The sequence below is a fragment of the Kribbella sp. HUAS MG21 genome (genome assembly GCF_040254265.1).
Classification (GTDB): domain Bacteria; phylum Actinomycetota; class Actinomycetes; order Propionibacteriales; family Kribbellaceae; genus Kribbella.
The window spans coordinates 2,187,423-2,201,103 of sequence record NZ_CP158165.1; the positions used below are offsets into that span (position 1 = coordinate 2,187,423).

General features: G+C 69.6%; 14 protein-coding genes. 7 read left to right on the top strand and 7 right to left on the bottom strand.

Features of this window, described 5'->3' with window-relative positions:
• Window positions 1–2: 2 nt before the first annotated feature.
• The 5 genes from ABN611_RS10440 (at window position 3) to ABN611_RS10460 (ending at window position 5,428) form a co-directional block, all read left to right on the top strand.
• The gene (locus tag ABN611_RS10440) at window positions 3–1,178 is read left to right on the top strand and encodes a Gfo/Idh/MocA family oxidoreductase (protein ID WP_350279614.1); all 1,176 of its coding nucleotides are present in this window, start codon (window positions 3–5) and stop codon (window positions 1,176–1,178) included.
• Window positions 1,178–2,326 carry a dihydrodipicolinate synthase family protein gene (locus ABN611_RS10445; RefSeq protein ID WP_350279615.1) on the top strand — a complete coding sequence of 383 codons (1,149 nt, stop codon included), beginning with the start codon at window positions 1,178–1,180 and terminating at the stop codon, window positions 2,324–2,326. Before ABN611_RS10440 ends, ABN611_RS10445 begins: the two co-directional genes overlap by 1 nt.
• Window positions 2,323–3,138: a sugar phosphate isomerase/epimerase gene (locus ABN611_RS10450; RefSeq protein WP_350279616.1), complete on the top strand. Its 816-nt coding sequence runs from the start codon at window positions 2,323–2,325 to the stop codon at window positions 3,136–3,138. The genes ABN611_RS10445 and ABN611_RS10450 overlap by 4 nt, the downstream gene beginning before the upstream one ends.
• 16 nt (window positions 3,139–3,154) lie before the next feature.
• Window positions 3,155–3,910, top strand: a complete 756-nt coding sequence (locus ABN611_RS10455; protein ID WP_350279617.1) for a sugar phosphate isomerase/epimerase — start codon at window positions 3,155–3,157, stop codon at window positions 3,908–3,910.
• Window positions 3,911–3,991: 81 nt separating this feature from the next.
• A complete protein-coding gene (locus ABN611_RS10460) occupies window positions 3,992–5,428 on the top strand; it encodes a diguanylate cyclase (RefSeq protein ID WP_350279618.1) in 1,437 nt (478 codons plus the stop codon).
• 216 nt (window positions 5,429–5,644) lie between these two features.
• Here ABN611_RS10460 and ABN611_RS10465 read toward each other — a convergent pair whose 3' ends face one another.
• From ABN611_RS10465 to ABN611_RS10480, 4 genes are read right to left on the bottom strand one after another with little or no spacing between them, the layout of a single operon-like run.
• Complete coding sequence (locus ABN611_RS10465) at window positions 5,645–6,250, bottom strand: DUF6461 domain-containing protein (RefSeq protein WP_350279619.1); 606 nt, start codon at window positions 6,248–6,250, stop codon at window positions 5,645–5,647.
• Window positions 6,247–6,729, bottom strand: coding sequence for a GNAT family N-acetyltransferase (locus ABN611_RS10470; protein ID WP_350279620.1), 483 nt, complete (start codon window positions 6,727–6,729; stop codon window positions 6,247–6,249). Before ABN611_RS10470 ends, ABN611_RS10465 begins: the two co-directional genes overlap by 4 nt.
• Window positions 6,730–6,759: 30 nt before the next feature.
• The gene (locus ABN611_RS10475) at window positions 6,760–7,527 is read right to left on the bottom strand and encodes a Fic family protein (protein ID WP_350279621.1); all 768 of its coding nucleotides are present in this window, start codon (window positions 7,525–7,527) and stop codon (window positions 6,760–6,762) included.
• Window positions 7,524–7,754 carry a hypothetical protein gene (locus ABN611_RS10480; RefSeq protein ID WP_350279622.1) on the bottom strand — a complete coding sequence of 77 codons (231 nt, stop codon included), beginning with the start codon at window positions 7,752–7,754 and terminating at the stop codon, window positions 7,524–7,526. The genes ABN611_RS10475 and ABN611_RS10480 overlap by 4 nt, the downstream gene beginning before the upstream one ends.
• A gap of 166 nt (window positions 7,755–7,920) precedes the next feature.
• Here ABN611_RS10480 and ABN611_RS10485 point away from each other — a divergent pair, with 166 nt between their 5' ends.
• Window positions 7,921–9,501 carry an alkaline phosphatase D family protein gene (locus ABN611_RS10485; protein WP_350279623.1) on the top strand — a complete coding sequence of 527 codons (1,581 nt, stop codon included), beginning with the start codon at window positions 7,921–7,923 and terminating at the stop codon, window positions 9,499–9,501.
• An 80-nt stretch (window positions 9,502–9,581) separates the two neighbouring features.
• On the opposite strand, the gene ABN611_RS10490 is transcribed toward ABN611_RS10485, so the two are convergent.
• Entirely contained in the window at window positions 9,582–10,328 is a 747-nt protein-coding gene (locus ABN611_RS10490; RefSeq protein ID WP_350279624.1) for an SDR family oxidoreductase, read from the bottom strand.
• An 86-nt stretch (window positions 10,329–10,414) separates the two neighbouring features.
• On the opposite strand from ABN611_RS10490, the gene ABN611_RS10495 reads away from it, so the two are divergent.
• A complete protein-coding gene (locus ABN611_RS10495; RefSeq protein ID WP_350279625.1) occupies window positions 10,415–11,257 on the top strand; it encodes a helix-turn-helix transcriptional regulator in 843 nt (280 codons plus the stop codon).
• Window positions 11,258–11,260: 3 nt separating this feature from the next.
• Here the strand turns inward: ABN611_RS10495 and ABN611_RS10500 are convergent, their stop codons facing one another.
• Both ABN611_RS10500 and ABN611_RS10505 read right to left on the bottom strand, forming a co-directional pair.
• Window positions 11,261–12,073, bottom strand: coding sequence for a polysaccharide lyase family protein (locus tag ABN611_RS10500; protein ID WP_350279626.1), 813 nt, complete (start codon window positions 12,071–12,073; stop codon window positions 11,261–11,263).
• A complete protein-coding gene (locus tag ABN611_RS10505; RefSeq protein ID WP_350279627.1) occupies window positions 12,070–13,566 on the bottom strand; it encodes an alkaline phosphatase D family protein in 1,497 nt (498 codons plus the stop codon). The genes ABN611_RS10500 and ABN611_RS10505 overlap by 4 nt, the downstream gene beginning before the upstream one ends.
• Window positions 13,567–13,681 lie beyond the last annotated feature (115 nt).

Below are 13,681 nucleotides of genomic sequence, written 5' to 3' on the forward strand. Positions count from 1 at the left end.
GCGTGAGAGGCAAGACAGTGAACGAGCGACGCATCGGCATCGTGATGAACGGCGTCACCGGCCGGATGGGCCTGCGCCAGCACCTCGAGCGTTCCATCGTGGCGATCCGGCAGCAGGGCGGGATTCCGGCCGCCGACGGCACGATGATCATCCCCGAGCCGATCCTGGTCGGCCGCAACGAGCTGAAGCTGCGCCGGATCGCCGAGCAGTACGGGCTGGAGCGCTGGACCACCGACCTGGCCGAGGCGCTCGCCGAGCCCGACGTCGAGATCTACTTCGACTCCCAGCTCACCCAGCTCCGCGAGAAGGGCGTCCGCGCCGCGGTCGAGGCCGGCAAGGCGATCTACTGCGAGAAGCCGATCGCCGAGAGCCTGGACGCGGCCGTCGACCTGGCCAAGCTGGTCGTCGACTCCGGGCTGAAGAACGGTGTCGTGATGGACAAGCTGTCGCTGCCGGGCCTGCGGAAGCTGAAGCGGCTGGTCGACGGCGGGTTCTTCGGCCGGATCCTCTCGGTGCGCGGCGAGTTCGGCTACTGGGTGTTCGAGGGCGACTGGCAGGAGGCGCAGCGGCCGTCCTGGAACTACAAGTCCGAAGAGGGCGGCGGCATCATCCTGGACATGTTCTGCCACTGGCGGTACGTGCTCGACCAGACGTTCGGCTCCGTGAAGTCGGTGTACTGCCAGGGCGCCACGCACATCCCGGAGCGCGTCGACGAGAACGGCGAGAAGTACGCCGCCACGGCCGACGACGCGGCGTACGGCGTGTTCGAGCTCGACGGCGGAATCATCGCGCAGCTGAACTCGTCCTGGACGACGCGGGTGTTCCGCGACGAGCTGGTCGAGTTCCACGTCGACGGCACCGAGGGGTCCGCGGTCGCGGGCCTGCGCAACTGCCGGGTGCAGCACCGCTCGGCGACGCCGAAGCCGGTGTGGAACCCGGACATCCCGGTCACCGAGAAGTTCCGCGACCAGTGGGCGACGGTGCCGGACAACGAGCCGATGGACAACGGCTTCAAGGTGCAGTGGGAGATGTTCCTCCGGCACGTGGTCGACGACGCCCCGTTCACCTGGGACTTCGTCGAGGCCGCGAAGGGCGTCCAGCTCGCCGAACTCGGCCTGAAGTCCTGGCACGAGGGCCGCAAGCTCGAGGTGCCCGCGCTCGACCTCGGGACCAACTGATGGAACTGAACCTTCCGGTGCCGGGCGGGCTGGAGAGGTATCGGCTGGTCGGCGAGCCGGTTGCGCATGGCCACTACTCGCCGGCGCGGTCGCGGCTGGCGTTCGCGGCGGCGCATGTGGTCGCGGATCCGTTGGGTGACAACTCTCCGGGTGCTCCCGCGGTGATCGACTGGGAGCACACGCTGGAGTTCCGGCGGCATCTGTGGTCGCTCGGGTTGTCGGTCGCGGAGGCGATGGACACCGCGCAGCGCGGCATGGGGCTCGACTGGCAGGCAACGCAAGAACTGATCCGCCGCTCGGCAGCCGAAGCACCGGACGGCCGCATCGCCGTAGGCGTCGGCACAGATCAACTGGCCAACGGCAGCTACCCGATCGAGGCGGTGATCGCGGCCTACGAAGAACAGTTGGCTGTTGCCGAGGAGGTCGGCGCGCAGCCGATCCTGATGGCGAGCCGGGCGTTGTGTGCCGCGGCCCAGTCGCCCGACGACTACCGCAAGGTCTACGACCGACTCCTCACCCAGTCCAGCCGTCCGGTGATCCTGCACTGGCTCGGTCCCATGTTCGACCCCGCACTGGAAGGCTACTGGGGCAGCGACTCGTTCGACTCCGCGGCCGCCTTCGTCGCCGACCTGATCGAGGACAACGCCGCGAAGGTCGACGGCATCAAGATCAGCCTGCTCGACGCCGCGAAGGAAGTTGCCCTCCGCAACCGCCTCCCCGAAGGCGTCCGGCTCTACACCGGCGACGACTTCAACTACCCGGAGCTGATCCGCGGCGACGGCAACCGGCACAGCGACGCCCTGCTCGGCATCTTCGCCGCGATCGCCCCGGCGGCCGCGGCGGCGCTGAAGGCCCTGGACGCCGATGACCTGGAGACCTACGAGCGCGTGTTCGCTCCGACGGTGCCGCTGGCCCGGCAGATCTTCTCCGCGCCGACGTACTACTACAAGACCGGCATCGCCTTCCTCGCCTGGCTGAACGGCTTCCAGCCCGGCTTCACCATGGTCGGCGGCCTGCAGACCGGCCGCAGTCTCCCCCACCTGGCGGACACCTTCCGCCTCGCCGACCAGGCCGGCGTACTGACGAACCCCGAGCTCGCCGTCGACCGCTTCCGGCAGTTGCTGCGCGTGAGCGGAGTCGACGCGTGAACCGGTACAGCCTCAACCAGGCGACAACGAAGTACTGGCCGCTGGAGGACGTCGTCGCCGCCAGCGCGAAGGCCGGGCTCGAGTGGATCGGCCTGTGGCGCGAGCCGATCCAGGAGTACGGCGTCGAGAAGGCGGCCAAGCTTGTCGCGGACGCGGGCCTGAAGGTCTCGTCGCTGTGCCGCAGCGGCTTCTTCACCGCCACCGATCCGGCCGAGCGCCGCGCGAAGATCGACGACAACCGGCGCGCGATCGACGAGGCCGCGACCGTCGGTACGTCGGTCCTCGTGCTCGTCAGCGGCGGCCTCCCGCCCGGTTCACGCGACCTCGACGGGGCCCGCGGCATGGTCCGCGACGGGCTCGCCGAGCTGGCGCCGTACGCCGAGGAACGCGGGGTCACGCTGGCCGTCGAGGCGTTGCACCCGATGTTCTGCTCGGACCGCTGCGTGGTGTCGTCGCTCGGCGGCGCGCTCGACCTGGCCGAGCAGTTCCCGGCCTCCCAGGTCGGCGTGATCGTCGACGCGTACCACCTGTGGTGGGACGCGGACGTCTACCGCCAGATCGAACGCGCCGGCGAGCGGATCGTGTCCTACCAGGTCAGCGACTGGGTCGTCCCGCTGCCCGCGGACACCCTGCTCGGTCGCGGCATGATGGGCGACGGCTCGATCGAACTCCGCCGCCTCCGCGAGGCCTGCGACGCGGCCGGGTACGACGGCCCGATCGAGGTCGAGATCTTCAACCAGCAACTGTGGGACGCGCCCGGCCAGGAAGTCTTCGATCTGGCGCTCGCGAGGTATCAGGAACACGTCCTCTGACAAAGGAGTTACCTGCATGACTGACCGCACCCTTCCCGCCGACGGTATCGGGATGCATCTCTACACGATGCGGGACGCGCTGGCCGAGGACTATCCGGGGACGCTGAAGCGGCTCGCCGGGATCGGGTACCGGACCGTGGGGGTGAGCGGGCGGTTCGACCACAGTGCGGCGGAGATCCGCGGGTTCGCGGACGACGCGGGGCTCGGGATCGTGCTCGAGCACGTCGGGTACGCGCGGATGAGTGACGACTGGGCCGGTGCGCTGGCCGACGTACGGACGCTGGGCGCGCAGTGGGTCGTCGTACCGTCGATTCCTTCCGAACTGCACACAGTTGAGGGGTTCCGGACGGCTGCGGCCGCGTTCACGGAGGCGGGGAAGGCAGCGCGGGACGCGGGGCTGAAGCTGCTGTTCCACAACCACGGGCACGACTTCGCCGAGGTCGACGGGCAGGTGCTGTACGACATCCTGCTCGACGTGGATCCGGAGCTGCTCGGGTTCGAGCTCGACCTGTACTGGGCGGTGGACGGCGGGCACGACCCGGCCAAGCTGTTCCAGGACCACCCGGGGCGGTTCCCGGCGCTGCATGTGAAGGACATGGCGGCGGACGGGTCCTGGGAGGACGTCGGGGCGGGAAAGCTGGACTTCGGGGCGATGTTCGCGCACGCCGAGGCGGGTGGCGTGGAGCAGTACCTGGTCGAGCACGACAAGCCCACCGACGCCTGGCAGTCGGCCGAGCGCAGCTATCGCGGGCTGACCGAACTGCGGTATTGAGGGTTGTGACAACAAACGCTTAACCGGGTCACCTGTGCACACAGGTGCTCACCACCGGTGAAATAGTCCTATTCTCAACAGGTGAGCGATCCCACGGTCCGGCTGTCCGCCGTCCGCCGCCTCTACGAGGTGAGCGCGCGGATGGGGGCCGGGCGGAGCCTTGCCGAGACGCTGCAGGCGGTCGTCGACGGCGTCGTCAACGGGCTCGGCTTCGGGATCGCCGTACTGAACCTGCGGCACTCGGACGGGAAGTTCGAGGTGATCGCGGTCGCCGGCTCGCCGGAGGCGCGGGAGGCGCTGCTCGGGAAGGTCAGCGCGGCGGACCTGTTCGACGCCGAGTTCGCGATCGCGGACGCCTGGGGCAAGCTCCGGTTCGTGCCGCACGAGCGGCTCCCGGAGGGCGAGGTCGTGGGCTGGGTGCCCGACGTGCCGGTGTCCGACGCGCCGGACGCCTGGCACCCGCTGGACGCGCTGTTCGCGCCGCTGTACTCCTCCGACGGCGACCTGGTCGGCATGCTCTCGGTCGACCTGCCCGAGGACCAGCGGCGGCCGGGACCGATCCACCGCGAGCTGCTGGAGATCTTCGCCACCCAGGCCGGGCTGGCGATCGACAAGGCGCGGCTGACCGACCAACTGCTCGCCGAGAAGGCTCGGCTGGAGGCGAGCGAGGCGACGTTCCGGATGGTCTTCGAAGGCGCCGGGAACGGGATGGCCACGGTCGCCTTCGACGGGCCGGAGCTGGGCCGGATCCTGCGGGTGAACGCGGCCTTCTGCCGGATCACCGGGTACACCGCGGCGGAGCTGGTCGGGTCGCGGCTCGCGAGCTTCCTGCGCGACGAGGAGCCCGAGCAGACCCGGACCGAACTGGAGGAAGTTGCCGCCAGCAACGGGACGTACCGCTTCGAGCGGGTCTTCACGCAGCCGAGCGGGCACTTGATCTGGCTCGGCGGTACGGCGGCCCTCGTCGAGCAGGGCGCCGGGCAGCCGCGGATCCTGCTCGTCCAGATCGACGACGTCACCGCCCGCAAGGACGCCGAACGCGAACTCCGCCACCACGCCGCCCACGACCCGCTCACCGGCCTGCCGAACCGGCGGCTCCTCCAGCACCGCTTCAAGAAGGTCCTCGAACAGACCCGAAGCACCGGCCGCCCCGGGGCACTCCTGTTCTGCGACCTCAACCACTTCAAACTCGTCAACGACGGCTACGGGCACGAGGCCGGCGACCGCGCCCTCCGCGAGATCGCCACCCGCCTCAGCACCGCGGTCCGCCACGGCGACACCGTGGCCCGCCTGGGCGGCGACGAGTTCGCCGTACTCGCCGAGGACATCACCGGCGACGACCTCACCACCCTCATCACCCGCCTCGAAACCGCCGTCAGCCACCCCCTCCCCAACATCGCCGTCCAGGTCACCACCAGCGTCGGCACCGTCCCCATCACCCCCACCACCACCGACCTCGACGCCCTCCTCCACGCCGCCGACCAAGCCATGTACGCCGCCAAGTCCCGCCGCAACTGAGGGGAACTGGTGGAGAAGTAGTCGAGGAGAAGGGTGGTGAACCCCCGCGGACTGCTTGAGGTACTGCGGCCTGACTGCACACGCCCGGAGGACCCGCCCCGCACATGCCGAACGGAACTGGACAACTGGGTCCACCAACGGGATCAGCTTGTCGAGCGGCACCAGAGAGGCTGACGATGCCGTGTCACCGGCCGAACGAACCCCGGCATGCCTTGCTCAGTGTTTGTCCGGGACCTTCGCGCAGAGGTACTCCGCGGCGTCGAGCGTGTCCTTGGTGATCTTGAGGCCCGTCAGGTGCTCCGTGAGCGCGAAGGTGGCGCCGGTGCGCATCGAGGCATCTCGCTCCTCCAGGCCGCGAAGATCGAATCCGACCTGCCTCATGACGTCGACCAGGCCGTCGGGATCGCTGCCCGAGCGCCGGTCAGCGAGGAACGGCTCGAACTTCACCCGCAGGTCACGGTCGATCATCCAGCAGAATCTGTCCTCACCGTCGACGTTCTTGTAGTGCGACACCACCTGCGTGCCGACCGACAGCGGATCGAGAATGCCGGTGGAGACACCGAGGAAGCCGTTGCGCTCGAGGAGCATGCTCCAGCCATCGAGGGCGACCGCGCCGACAGGACTCCGACGGTCCTCGCGTCCGGGCCAAGGAAAGCTCCGGTCGGCGAAGTCGATGAACGCGTGCAGGCCGGTGCGGCGTTCCAACACTTCGCCGTCGATGCGCTGGAGAACCTCTCCCGGCGTCAGGCCCTGCACGAACGTCATGCAGTAGCCGTAGTCGAGGGCGCTGCCGGCGAACCAGCTGTAGTCGTGTGCGTTCATGAGCCCAGCTTTGTGAGGGCGGTGTCGGTCAGGCGGTAGATGGTCCATTCGTCCTGGGGTTTGGCGCCCAGGGACTTGTAGAAGTTGATCGCGGGGGTGTTCCAGTTGAGGACGGACCATTCGAGGCGTTCGTAGTTGTTGCGGACGCATTCCTGGGCGAGGGCGGTGAGCAGCGCCTTGCCGAGTCCGGTACCGCGGGTCTCGGGGCGGACGAAGAGGTCTTCCAGGTAGATGCCGTGGACGCCGCGCCAGGTCGAGTAGCTCAGGAACCAGATCGCGCAGCCGGCGATCTCGCCCTCGTGTTCGGCGACGTGGCAGAACACCGCCGGAGTCTCGCCGAACAGGGCCGTCCGGAGTTGGTCGGCGGTCAGGTGGCACTCGTCGGGGGCGCGTTCGTACTCCGCCAGCGCGTACACCAGCTCCACGATCGCGGGGACGTCGTCGGGGCGGGCGCGGCGGATCCGTTCGTCGGTCTGCATGCGCCTATCCTGCACCGGCGGCGCCGCGGATCAGTCCTCGTACTCGGCTTCCACCTCGACGTCGCGGTCGATCGCGTGCGTGGCGGGGCGCTCGCCCATCCCGGTCGGCTCCTGTGCGTCCACACCGGCGTACGTCGAGTTCTGCAGCTGGAGCGCCGTCGCCAGCTCCGCGTCGGCGCGGAGTACGGAGCCGCGTTCGACGGTCAGCTTGTCGAAGACGGCGTACATCTTGCTCGCGTCCGGCTCGGTGCTCTGCTCAGGATCCGGCGGGTACGACGCACGGGACGCGGCGTTCCACTCCTCGCGCTCGACGCGGTCGAAGTCGAGGCGGTACGGCGACATCTCCGCGACGTGATGCAGGAACACCTTGCCGGTCGCGCCGTTGCCCTCGCGGAACGGATGCGTGAGGTTCTGGTAGCTGTACACCTCGGCGATGCTCTGCACGAACTCCGCGCGCGACATCGTCGACCAGTCCTTGTCCTGGACCTTCGCGCTGACCTTGGCGGTCCACTTGTCGAGGTACTCGGGCGGCACGAAGTCGTTGCCCGCCTTGCTGATGCCGACGGTGCGGTACTCGCCGGCCCAGTCGTACACGTCCTGCAGCAGGTGCCGGTGGATCGCCTGCAGGTGGGCCTTGTCGTACGTGCGCGGGATGTCGACCTCGCCGCGGTCGATCTCGCCCTGCCGGACGGCGCGCAGCGGGTACTCGGTGAACGCGAGTTCGACCGGGTGGCGGGCGCCGAGCTTGTTCCGCAGGCAGCCGCCGGGCTCCCACAGGTACGGGTCCGGCTCGGTCACGCCGGGTCGCCGCCGGTCACCTTCGAGAGGGTGCGGCGGATGTACTCGGCGGTGTCGATGCGGCCGAGTTCGCGGTCGACCAGGTCGGAGACGTCGTCGCGGCCGGGTTCCCAGCCCTCCAGGCGGTTGTTCGCCAGCGCGTCGCTGACGTGCTGCTTCTGTTCGTCGTCGAGCGGTTCGAACAGGTCCGGCCAGCGCTGGGCGTAGCGGCACGGTTCGTAGGCCATCTGGTGACTCCCCGGTAGCGAGCAATTCGGGTCAGCCTAGCGAAGTGCGGATTCATACCGTTTCCCACTGTTAAGTTACCGGACGAACCCGTTAACCTTCTCGCCACCCTGCGACTCAAAACTGGCAACGCTTTCCCCGACCTGACCGCCTTCATCTGGAGGAACCATGTCCGTTTCTCGCCGTCGTTTTCTCGGGTACGGGGGTGCGGGCAGTGCCGCCGTACTCCTCGGCACCGGGGCCTGGGACGCGTCGACCACGTACGCCGCCCCGTCCGGCACCGGGAACCCGTTCACGCTGGGCGTCGCGTCGGGCGACCCGCAGTACGACAGCGTCGTGCTCTGGACGCGGCTGGCCACCGACCCGTTCGCCGTCGACGGCAAGGGCGGCATGCCCGACAAGCCGGTCCGCGTCGAGTACGAGCTCGCCCGGGACGAGAACTTCCGGCACGTCGTACGGCGGTCCAGTGTCGTGGCGACGCCCGAACTCGGGCACAGCGTGCACCCCGAGGTCCGCGGCCTGCAGCCCGACCACGTGTACTACTACCGCTTCCGCACGGGCGGCCAGGTCTCGCCGACCGGGCGGACCCGCACCACACCGCACCCGTTCGCCCAGCCGCGGGAGCTGCGGTTCGCGTTCGCGTCCTGCAACGCCTGGCAGGACGGCTTCTTCACGGCGTACGGCCACATGGCGAACGAGGACCTCGACCTGGTCGTGCACCTCGGCGACTACCTGTACGAGTCCGGCGTGCGGACCAACCGGCGCGGCGTGACCACGGACCCGCGGTTCCACACCGAGACGTTCGATCTCGCGCGGTATCGCCTGCAGTACGCGCTCTACAAGTCCGAGGCGCCGCTGCAGGCCGCGCACGCGGCGCACCCGTGGATCCACACGATCGACGACCACGAGGTCGAGAACAACTGGGCCGGCGACCTGTCGCAGAAGGACACCGAGCCGGACCAGGACCCGGCGGTGTTCCGGGTACGGCGCGCGGCCGCGTTCCAGGCGATGTACGAGAACATGCCGCTGCGCCACGAGCAGATGCCGTCCGGGCCCGACGTCCGCCTGCACCGGCGGATCCAGTACGGGCGGCTGGCCGACATCACGATGCTCGACACCCGGCAGTACCGCTCGGACCAGCCGTGCGGCGACGGCGCCTCGGCCACCTGCGACGACCGATTCGACCCGGACAACACGATGCTCGGCGGCAAGCAGCGCGACTGGCTGCTGCAGGGGTTCAAGACGTCGCACGCCCGCTGGCAGATCCTCGGCAACCAGGCGCCGATGGGGCAGACCGACTGGACACCGGGCCCGGAGACCTACGTCTGGCTGGACCCGTGGGACGGTTATGTTGCCGAGCGCAACAAGGTGCTGGCGGCCGCGCAGGACAGCGGTGTCCGCAACCTGGTGGTGATCACCGGCGACCGGCACCAGAACTACGCGCTCGACCTGAAGCGCGACTTCGCGAACCCGGACTCGCCCTCGGTCGGCACCGAGTTCGTCGGCACGTCGATCACCAGCGGCGGCAACGGCGCCGACACCACCGACCAGGGTCAGCAGTTCCTGGCGGCCAACCCGCACCTCAAGTTCTTCAACTCGCAGCGCGGCTACTCGCGCGTCACCGTCGACCGGTACCAGTGGCGCAACGACTACCGCGTGGTGCCGTACGTCGAGACGCCCGGCGCCCCGGTGAGCACCCGCGCGACCTACGTCGTCGAGGACCGCGACCCGCACGTCCACGCTTCCTGAAAAAACGCGTTCCGAGAACGCGTTCCGAAAACGTATTCCGACAACGGTTTCCGACACCGTTTTCCGGCAACGCTTTCCGGTCACACCCCCAGGCCGCCGTCCACCCGCAGCACGGCACCGGTCACGTACGACGCCCGGTCGCTGAGCAGCCAGGCGGCGGCCTGGGCCACCTCGACCGGCTCGGCGCCCCGGCCGAGCGGTGTCCGCGCGATCAGGGCGTCGATCACCCCGGGCGTCGCGCGGTCCCAGTCCCGCAGCATCTCGGTCAGCGTCGTCCCGGGCGCGATCGCGTTGACCCGGATGTTCTCCGGCCCGTAGGTGATGCCCGCGGACTCGGTGAGGCTGTTCACCGCCCGCTTCAGCGCGCCGTACGCCGGCAGCGCCGGGTTGCCCTGGAAACTGCCGACGCTCGAGGTGTTGACGATGCTGCCCCGCCCGGCGGTGGCGCGGATCGCGGCGACCTCCGCGACCATCGCGGACCACACCCCGCGCAGGTTCACGGCGTACACCTGGTCGAACGCCTCCTGGCTCAAGCCGTCCATCGGCCCCGGCGGCTGCCCGATCGCCCCGTTGTTGAACGCGGCGTCCAGGCGCCCGTGCTCCGCGACGGTCCGGTCGACCGCGGCGCGGATCGCGTCTGGATCGGCGAGGTCGCAGACGACGTACCGCATGTCGAGTTCCTTGGCGACGACCGCGAGCTCGGACTCGGTGCGGGCGGCGAGCATGACCTGGGCGCCCTCCGCCACGAACAGCCGCGCGGCGGCGGCTCCGATCCCGCGCCCGGCGCCGGTGACGAGAATGACCTTGTTGTCGAGAAGTTTCTCCATGCCTTCGAGCCTCGGCAGCGAGGGGAGCCGTAACCAGGCATCGGTAGTACCTGGCTGAACTCGCGCGAGCAGGCAGACTGGATGCCATGGACAAGGTGGAGTTGGCGGCGTTCCTGCGCAGCCGACGGGAGCGGGTCGCCCCCGCGGACGTCGGCCTGCCGGCCGGGCGCCGACGCCGTACGCCGGGTCTGCGCCGGGAAGAGGTCGCGCAGCTCGCGTACATCTCCACCGAGTACTACACGCGGCTCGAGCAGGCGCGCGCACCGCACCCGTCCAGCGAAGTCCTCGCCGGGTTGTCCCGCGCGCTCCGGCTGAACGATGCCGAGCGCAACTACCTCCACCACCTCGCGGGTGCACCGCCGGCCAGGCCAAGCGGGCCGCCACGGGAGGTGCGTCAGAGCATCCTCGACCTCCTCGACCGGCTGCCGAACGCGGCCGCGATGGTGCTGTCGGCGACCGGCGAGATCATCGCCTGGAACGCGCTCGCGGCGGCACTGATGGAGGACTTCTCGGTCCGCTCCCGCAAGGACCGGAACCTGCTGCGCCGGGCGTTCCTGAGCGGCGACAAGCACGTGTACTCCGTCGTGGACGGCGAGCGCTTCGCCCGCAGCGCGGTGAATCAGCTGCGCGCGACCGCCGCCCGGTACCCGGACGATCCGGAGACCCAGGAGCTGATCGCCGACCTGCTGGCCGGCAGCCTGGAGTTCGCCGAGCTCTGGGCCGCGCGGGAGGTCGCGTCGGAGCCAGTACTCTGCAAGTCGTTCCAGCACCCGATGGTCGGCCTGGTCACCGTGAACTGCGACGCGCTCGCGATCCCGGACTGCGACCAGCAGGTGATCATCTACACCGCGACGCCCGGATCCCCGTCCGAGGAGGCGCTGCGGCTCCTGTCCGTCGTCGGAACCCAGCGCCTCGACGTCCCCGGCTGATCCTCACTTCCGGGCGAAGAGACCCAAAGCGTCGTACGCCACCCAGGACCCCTGGTCCTTGAAGAGCTCGAGCACGTTCGCCCCGGCCCGGAAGAGGTCCTTGGACAGTGGCCGTTCGAGGTACGACGGCTTCAGCGGCGACCCCGGATAGGTGCTGTCGGCAATCGTCGAGCCCTTGGTGGCGCCGTTGGCGAACGCGAGCCGGCCGACCTCGGTGCCGTTGACCGTCAGCACCGCCGACGCGGCGAGGCTGGCATGGCTGTCGATCAACCACAGCGCGAGGTCGAGATCCTGCGAAGGTACGGCGGGCAACTCGAAGCGGAAGCTCGCGCGGTGGTTCTTCGACCCCGCCCACTTGTCCGCGGGCCCCGGCAGCAGATAGGACCAGTCCGCCGACGGCGTCGACGTACCGAACGTGTAGTCGACGCCGGACGGGAAGCGGGTCGGGTAGCTCGCGTAACCCTTCGGGGACAGCGCGAACTCGGATCCCTTGCCGTCGAAGGCGCCGACCGTCGCGACCGGCGTACCGGACACCGTCACCGAGGTCAGGTTGGCCACCGCGGCGGACCCGGACGACAGCGATCTGTTGCCTGCGGCATCGACCGTGACGACGCGGTAGTTCCGGGTCACGCCGGTGAAGCCGAGGCCGCGGTGCACGAAGTGCGGGTAGACGGTCTTCCCGATCAGGGCACCGTCGGCGTACACCGCGTAGTGGTCGACGACGACGGCCCAGGACACGGGCTTCCAGTCCAGCGTCACGGTGCCGATCCCACCGGCGCCGTGCAGGCCGGTGATGGCTGGCGGGCGGTTCGTCACAGGACCTCCAGGCGGGGATCGACGGCGGGCGTGCGGAAGCGGGCGACGACGTTCGGCTGGGCGTTCGCGTCGGCCTCGATGTACGGGAACGTGACGAACTCGGCCGTCAGCTCGGACCGCGTCAGCGTGGTGTGCACGTAGCCCCGGCGGGCGTTGTAGAACTTCACGTACGGATGCTGCAGCCAGTCCTTCGCGTACTGGTCGGTGTCGGTGCCGTCGCCGTTCGACCCGATCGACGAGCACACCAGCTCGACGCCGACGGTCCGCGACGCCGGGTCGGCGAAGTCCAGTTTCAGCTCGGATGCGACGTGCCGGTGGATGTCGCCGGTCAGCATTACCGCGGTGCCGGCATCGCCCATCGCCGCGAGCACGCGCCGGCGGTTCGCCGGGTAGCCGTCCCACTGCTCGGTCCGGTCGTCGGTGATCGCGGTGAGTACGACGCCGCCCGCGACCAGGTTCCACGGGGCTCGCGAGTCGCGCAGGCCGTCGTACAGCCAGCGCTCCTGCTCGGCGCCCATGATCGTGCGCTGCTCGGAGACGCGGTCGGCCTCGTCCTTCGGCAGCGGATCGCGGTACTGGCGGGTGTCGAGCAGGTGCACCCGGGCGAGCGAGCCGATGTCGTACCGGCGATAGATGCGGCCGTCGGGCCCCTGCGGGAGGCTGTCCAGCGCGAACGGGAGGTTCTCGTAGTAGGCGCGGTACGCGACGGCCCGGCGGTGCACGAAGAGCTCGGGCGGTACGCCGTACAGCGAGTTGGCGGCGCCGTAGTTGTTCTGCACCTCGTGGTCGTCCCACACCAGGAACCAGGGCGCGGCCGCGTGCGCCGCCTGCAGGTCCGGGTCGGACTTGAACAGGCCGTAACGCAGCCGGTACTGCTCGAGCGTCTCGATCTCGACCGCGTGCTCCGGGCCGAGCGTGACACCCTGGCGCCACAGGTTGTCCCCGGCAACGATGCCGTACTCGTAGATGTAGTCGCCGAGGAAGAACACCGCGTCCGGGTTCCGCCGGGCGATGTCGCGATGCGCCGGGAAGTAGCCGTGGTACCAGGCCTGGCAGGACGCGGTGGCGAAGCTGAAGCTGTCGCCGGTCACGGGCAGCGTCTTGCTGCGACCGACCGGACTGAGCTGGTTGCCGACGCGGAAGCGGTAGAAGTACTCGCGGCCCGGCCGGAGGCCGCGCACCTCCGGGTGGACCGCGTGCGCCAGCTCCGGCGTGGCGATCGCGAGCCCGCGCCGTACGACGTGCCGGAAGCCGCTGTCCTCGGCCACCTCGTACTGCACCGGCACCGGTGTCGCGGGCATGCCGCCGTGGCCGTCGGCGGCCAGCGGGGTCGGAGCAAGCCGGGTCCACAGCACGAAGCCGTCCGGCCGCGGGTCACCGGAGGCGACACCGAGCGCGAACGCTCCGTCCGGGATCGGCCGGGCCGGTGTGGCGTCGGCGGCGGCTGGAGCGGAGACGCCGAGCGCGACCGAGGCCGCGCTCAGACCGGTCAACTGCAGGAAGGTACGACGGGACGGCACGGGCGGGCTCCGTTCCTGAGGCGAGTTCCGCCACATTCTTACGTAAGCATCGTTCATTACGTAAGGGCTTGACAGAATTCACCACTCG

Excerpts from the sequence above, each read along its gene's own strand:
- ABN611_RS10445 (WP_350279615.1), top strand. The coding sequence starts at position 1,178 with ATGGAACTGAACCTTCCGGTGCCGGGCGGGCTGGAGAGGTATCGGCTG.
- ABN611_RS10455 (WP_350279617.1), top strand. The coding sequence starts at position 3,155 with ATGACTGACCGCACCCTTCCCGCCGACGGTATCGGGATGCATCTCTAC.
- ABN611_RS10465 (WP_350279619.1), bottom strand. The coding sequence starts at position 6,250 with ATGAACGCACACGACTACAGCTGGTTCGCCGGCAGCGCCCTCGACTAC.
- ABN611_RS10470 (WP_350279620.1), bottom strand. The coding sequence starts at position 6,729 with ATGCAGACCGACGAACGGATCCGCCGCGCCCGCCCCGACGACGTCCCC.
- ABN611_RS10480 (WP_350279622.1), bottom strand. The coding sequence starts at position 7,754 with ATGGCCTACGAACCGTGCCGCTACGCCCAGCGCTGGCCGGACCTGTTC.
- ABN611_RS10485 (WP_350279623.1), top strand. The coding sequence starts at position 7,921 with ATGTCCGTTTCTCGCCGTCGTTTTCTCGGGTACGGGGGTGCGGGCAGT.
- ABN611_RS10490 (WP_350279624.1), bottom strand. The coding sequence starts at position 10,328 with ATGGAGAAACTTCTCGACAACAAGGTCATTCTCGTCACCGGCGCCGGG.
- ABN611_RS10495 (WP_350279625.1), top strand. The coding sequence starts at position 10,415 with ATGGACAAGGTGGAGTTGGCGGCGTTCCTGCGCAGCCGACGGGAGCGG.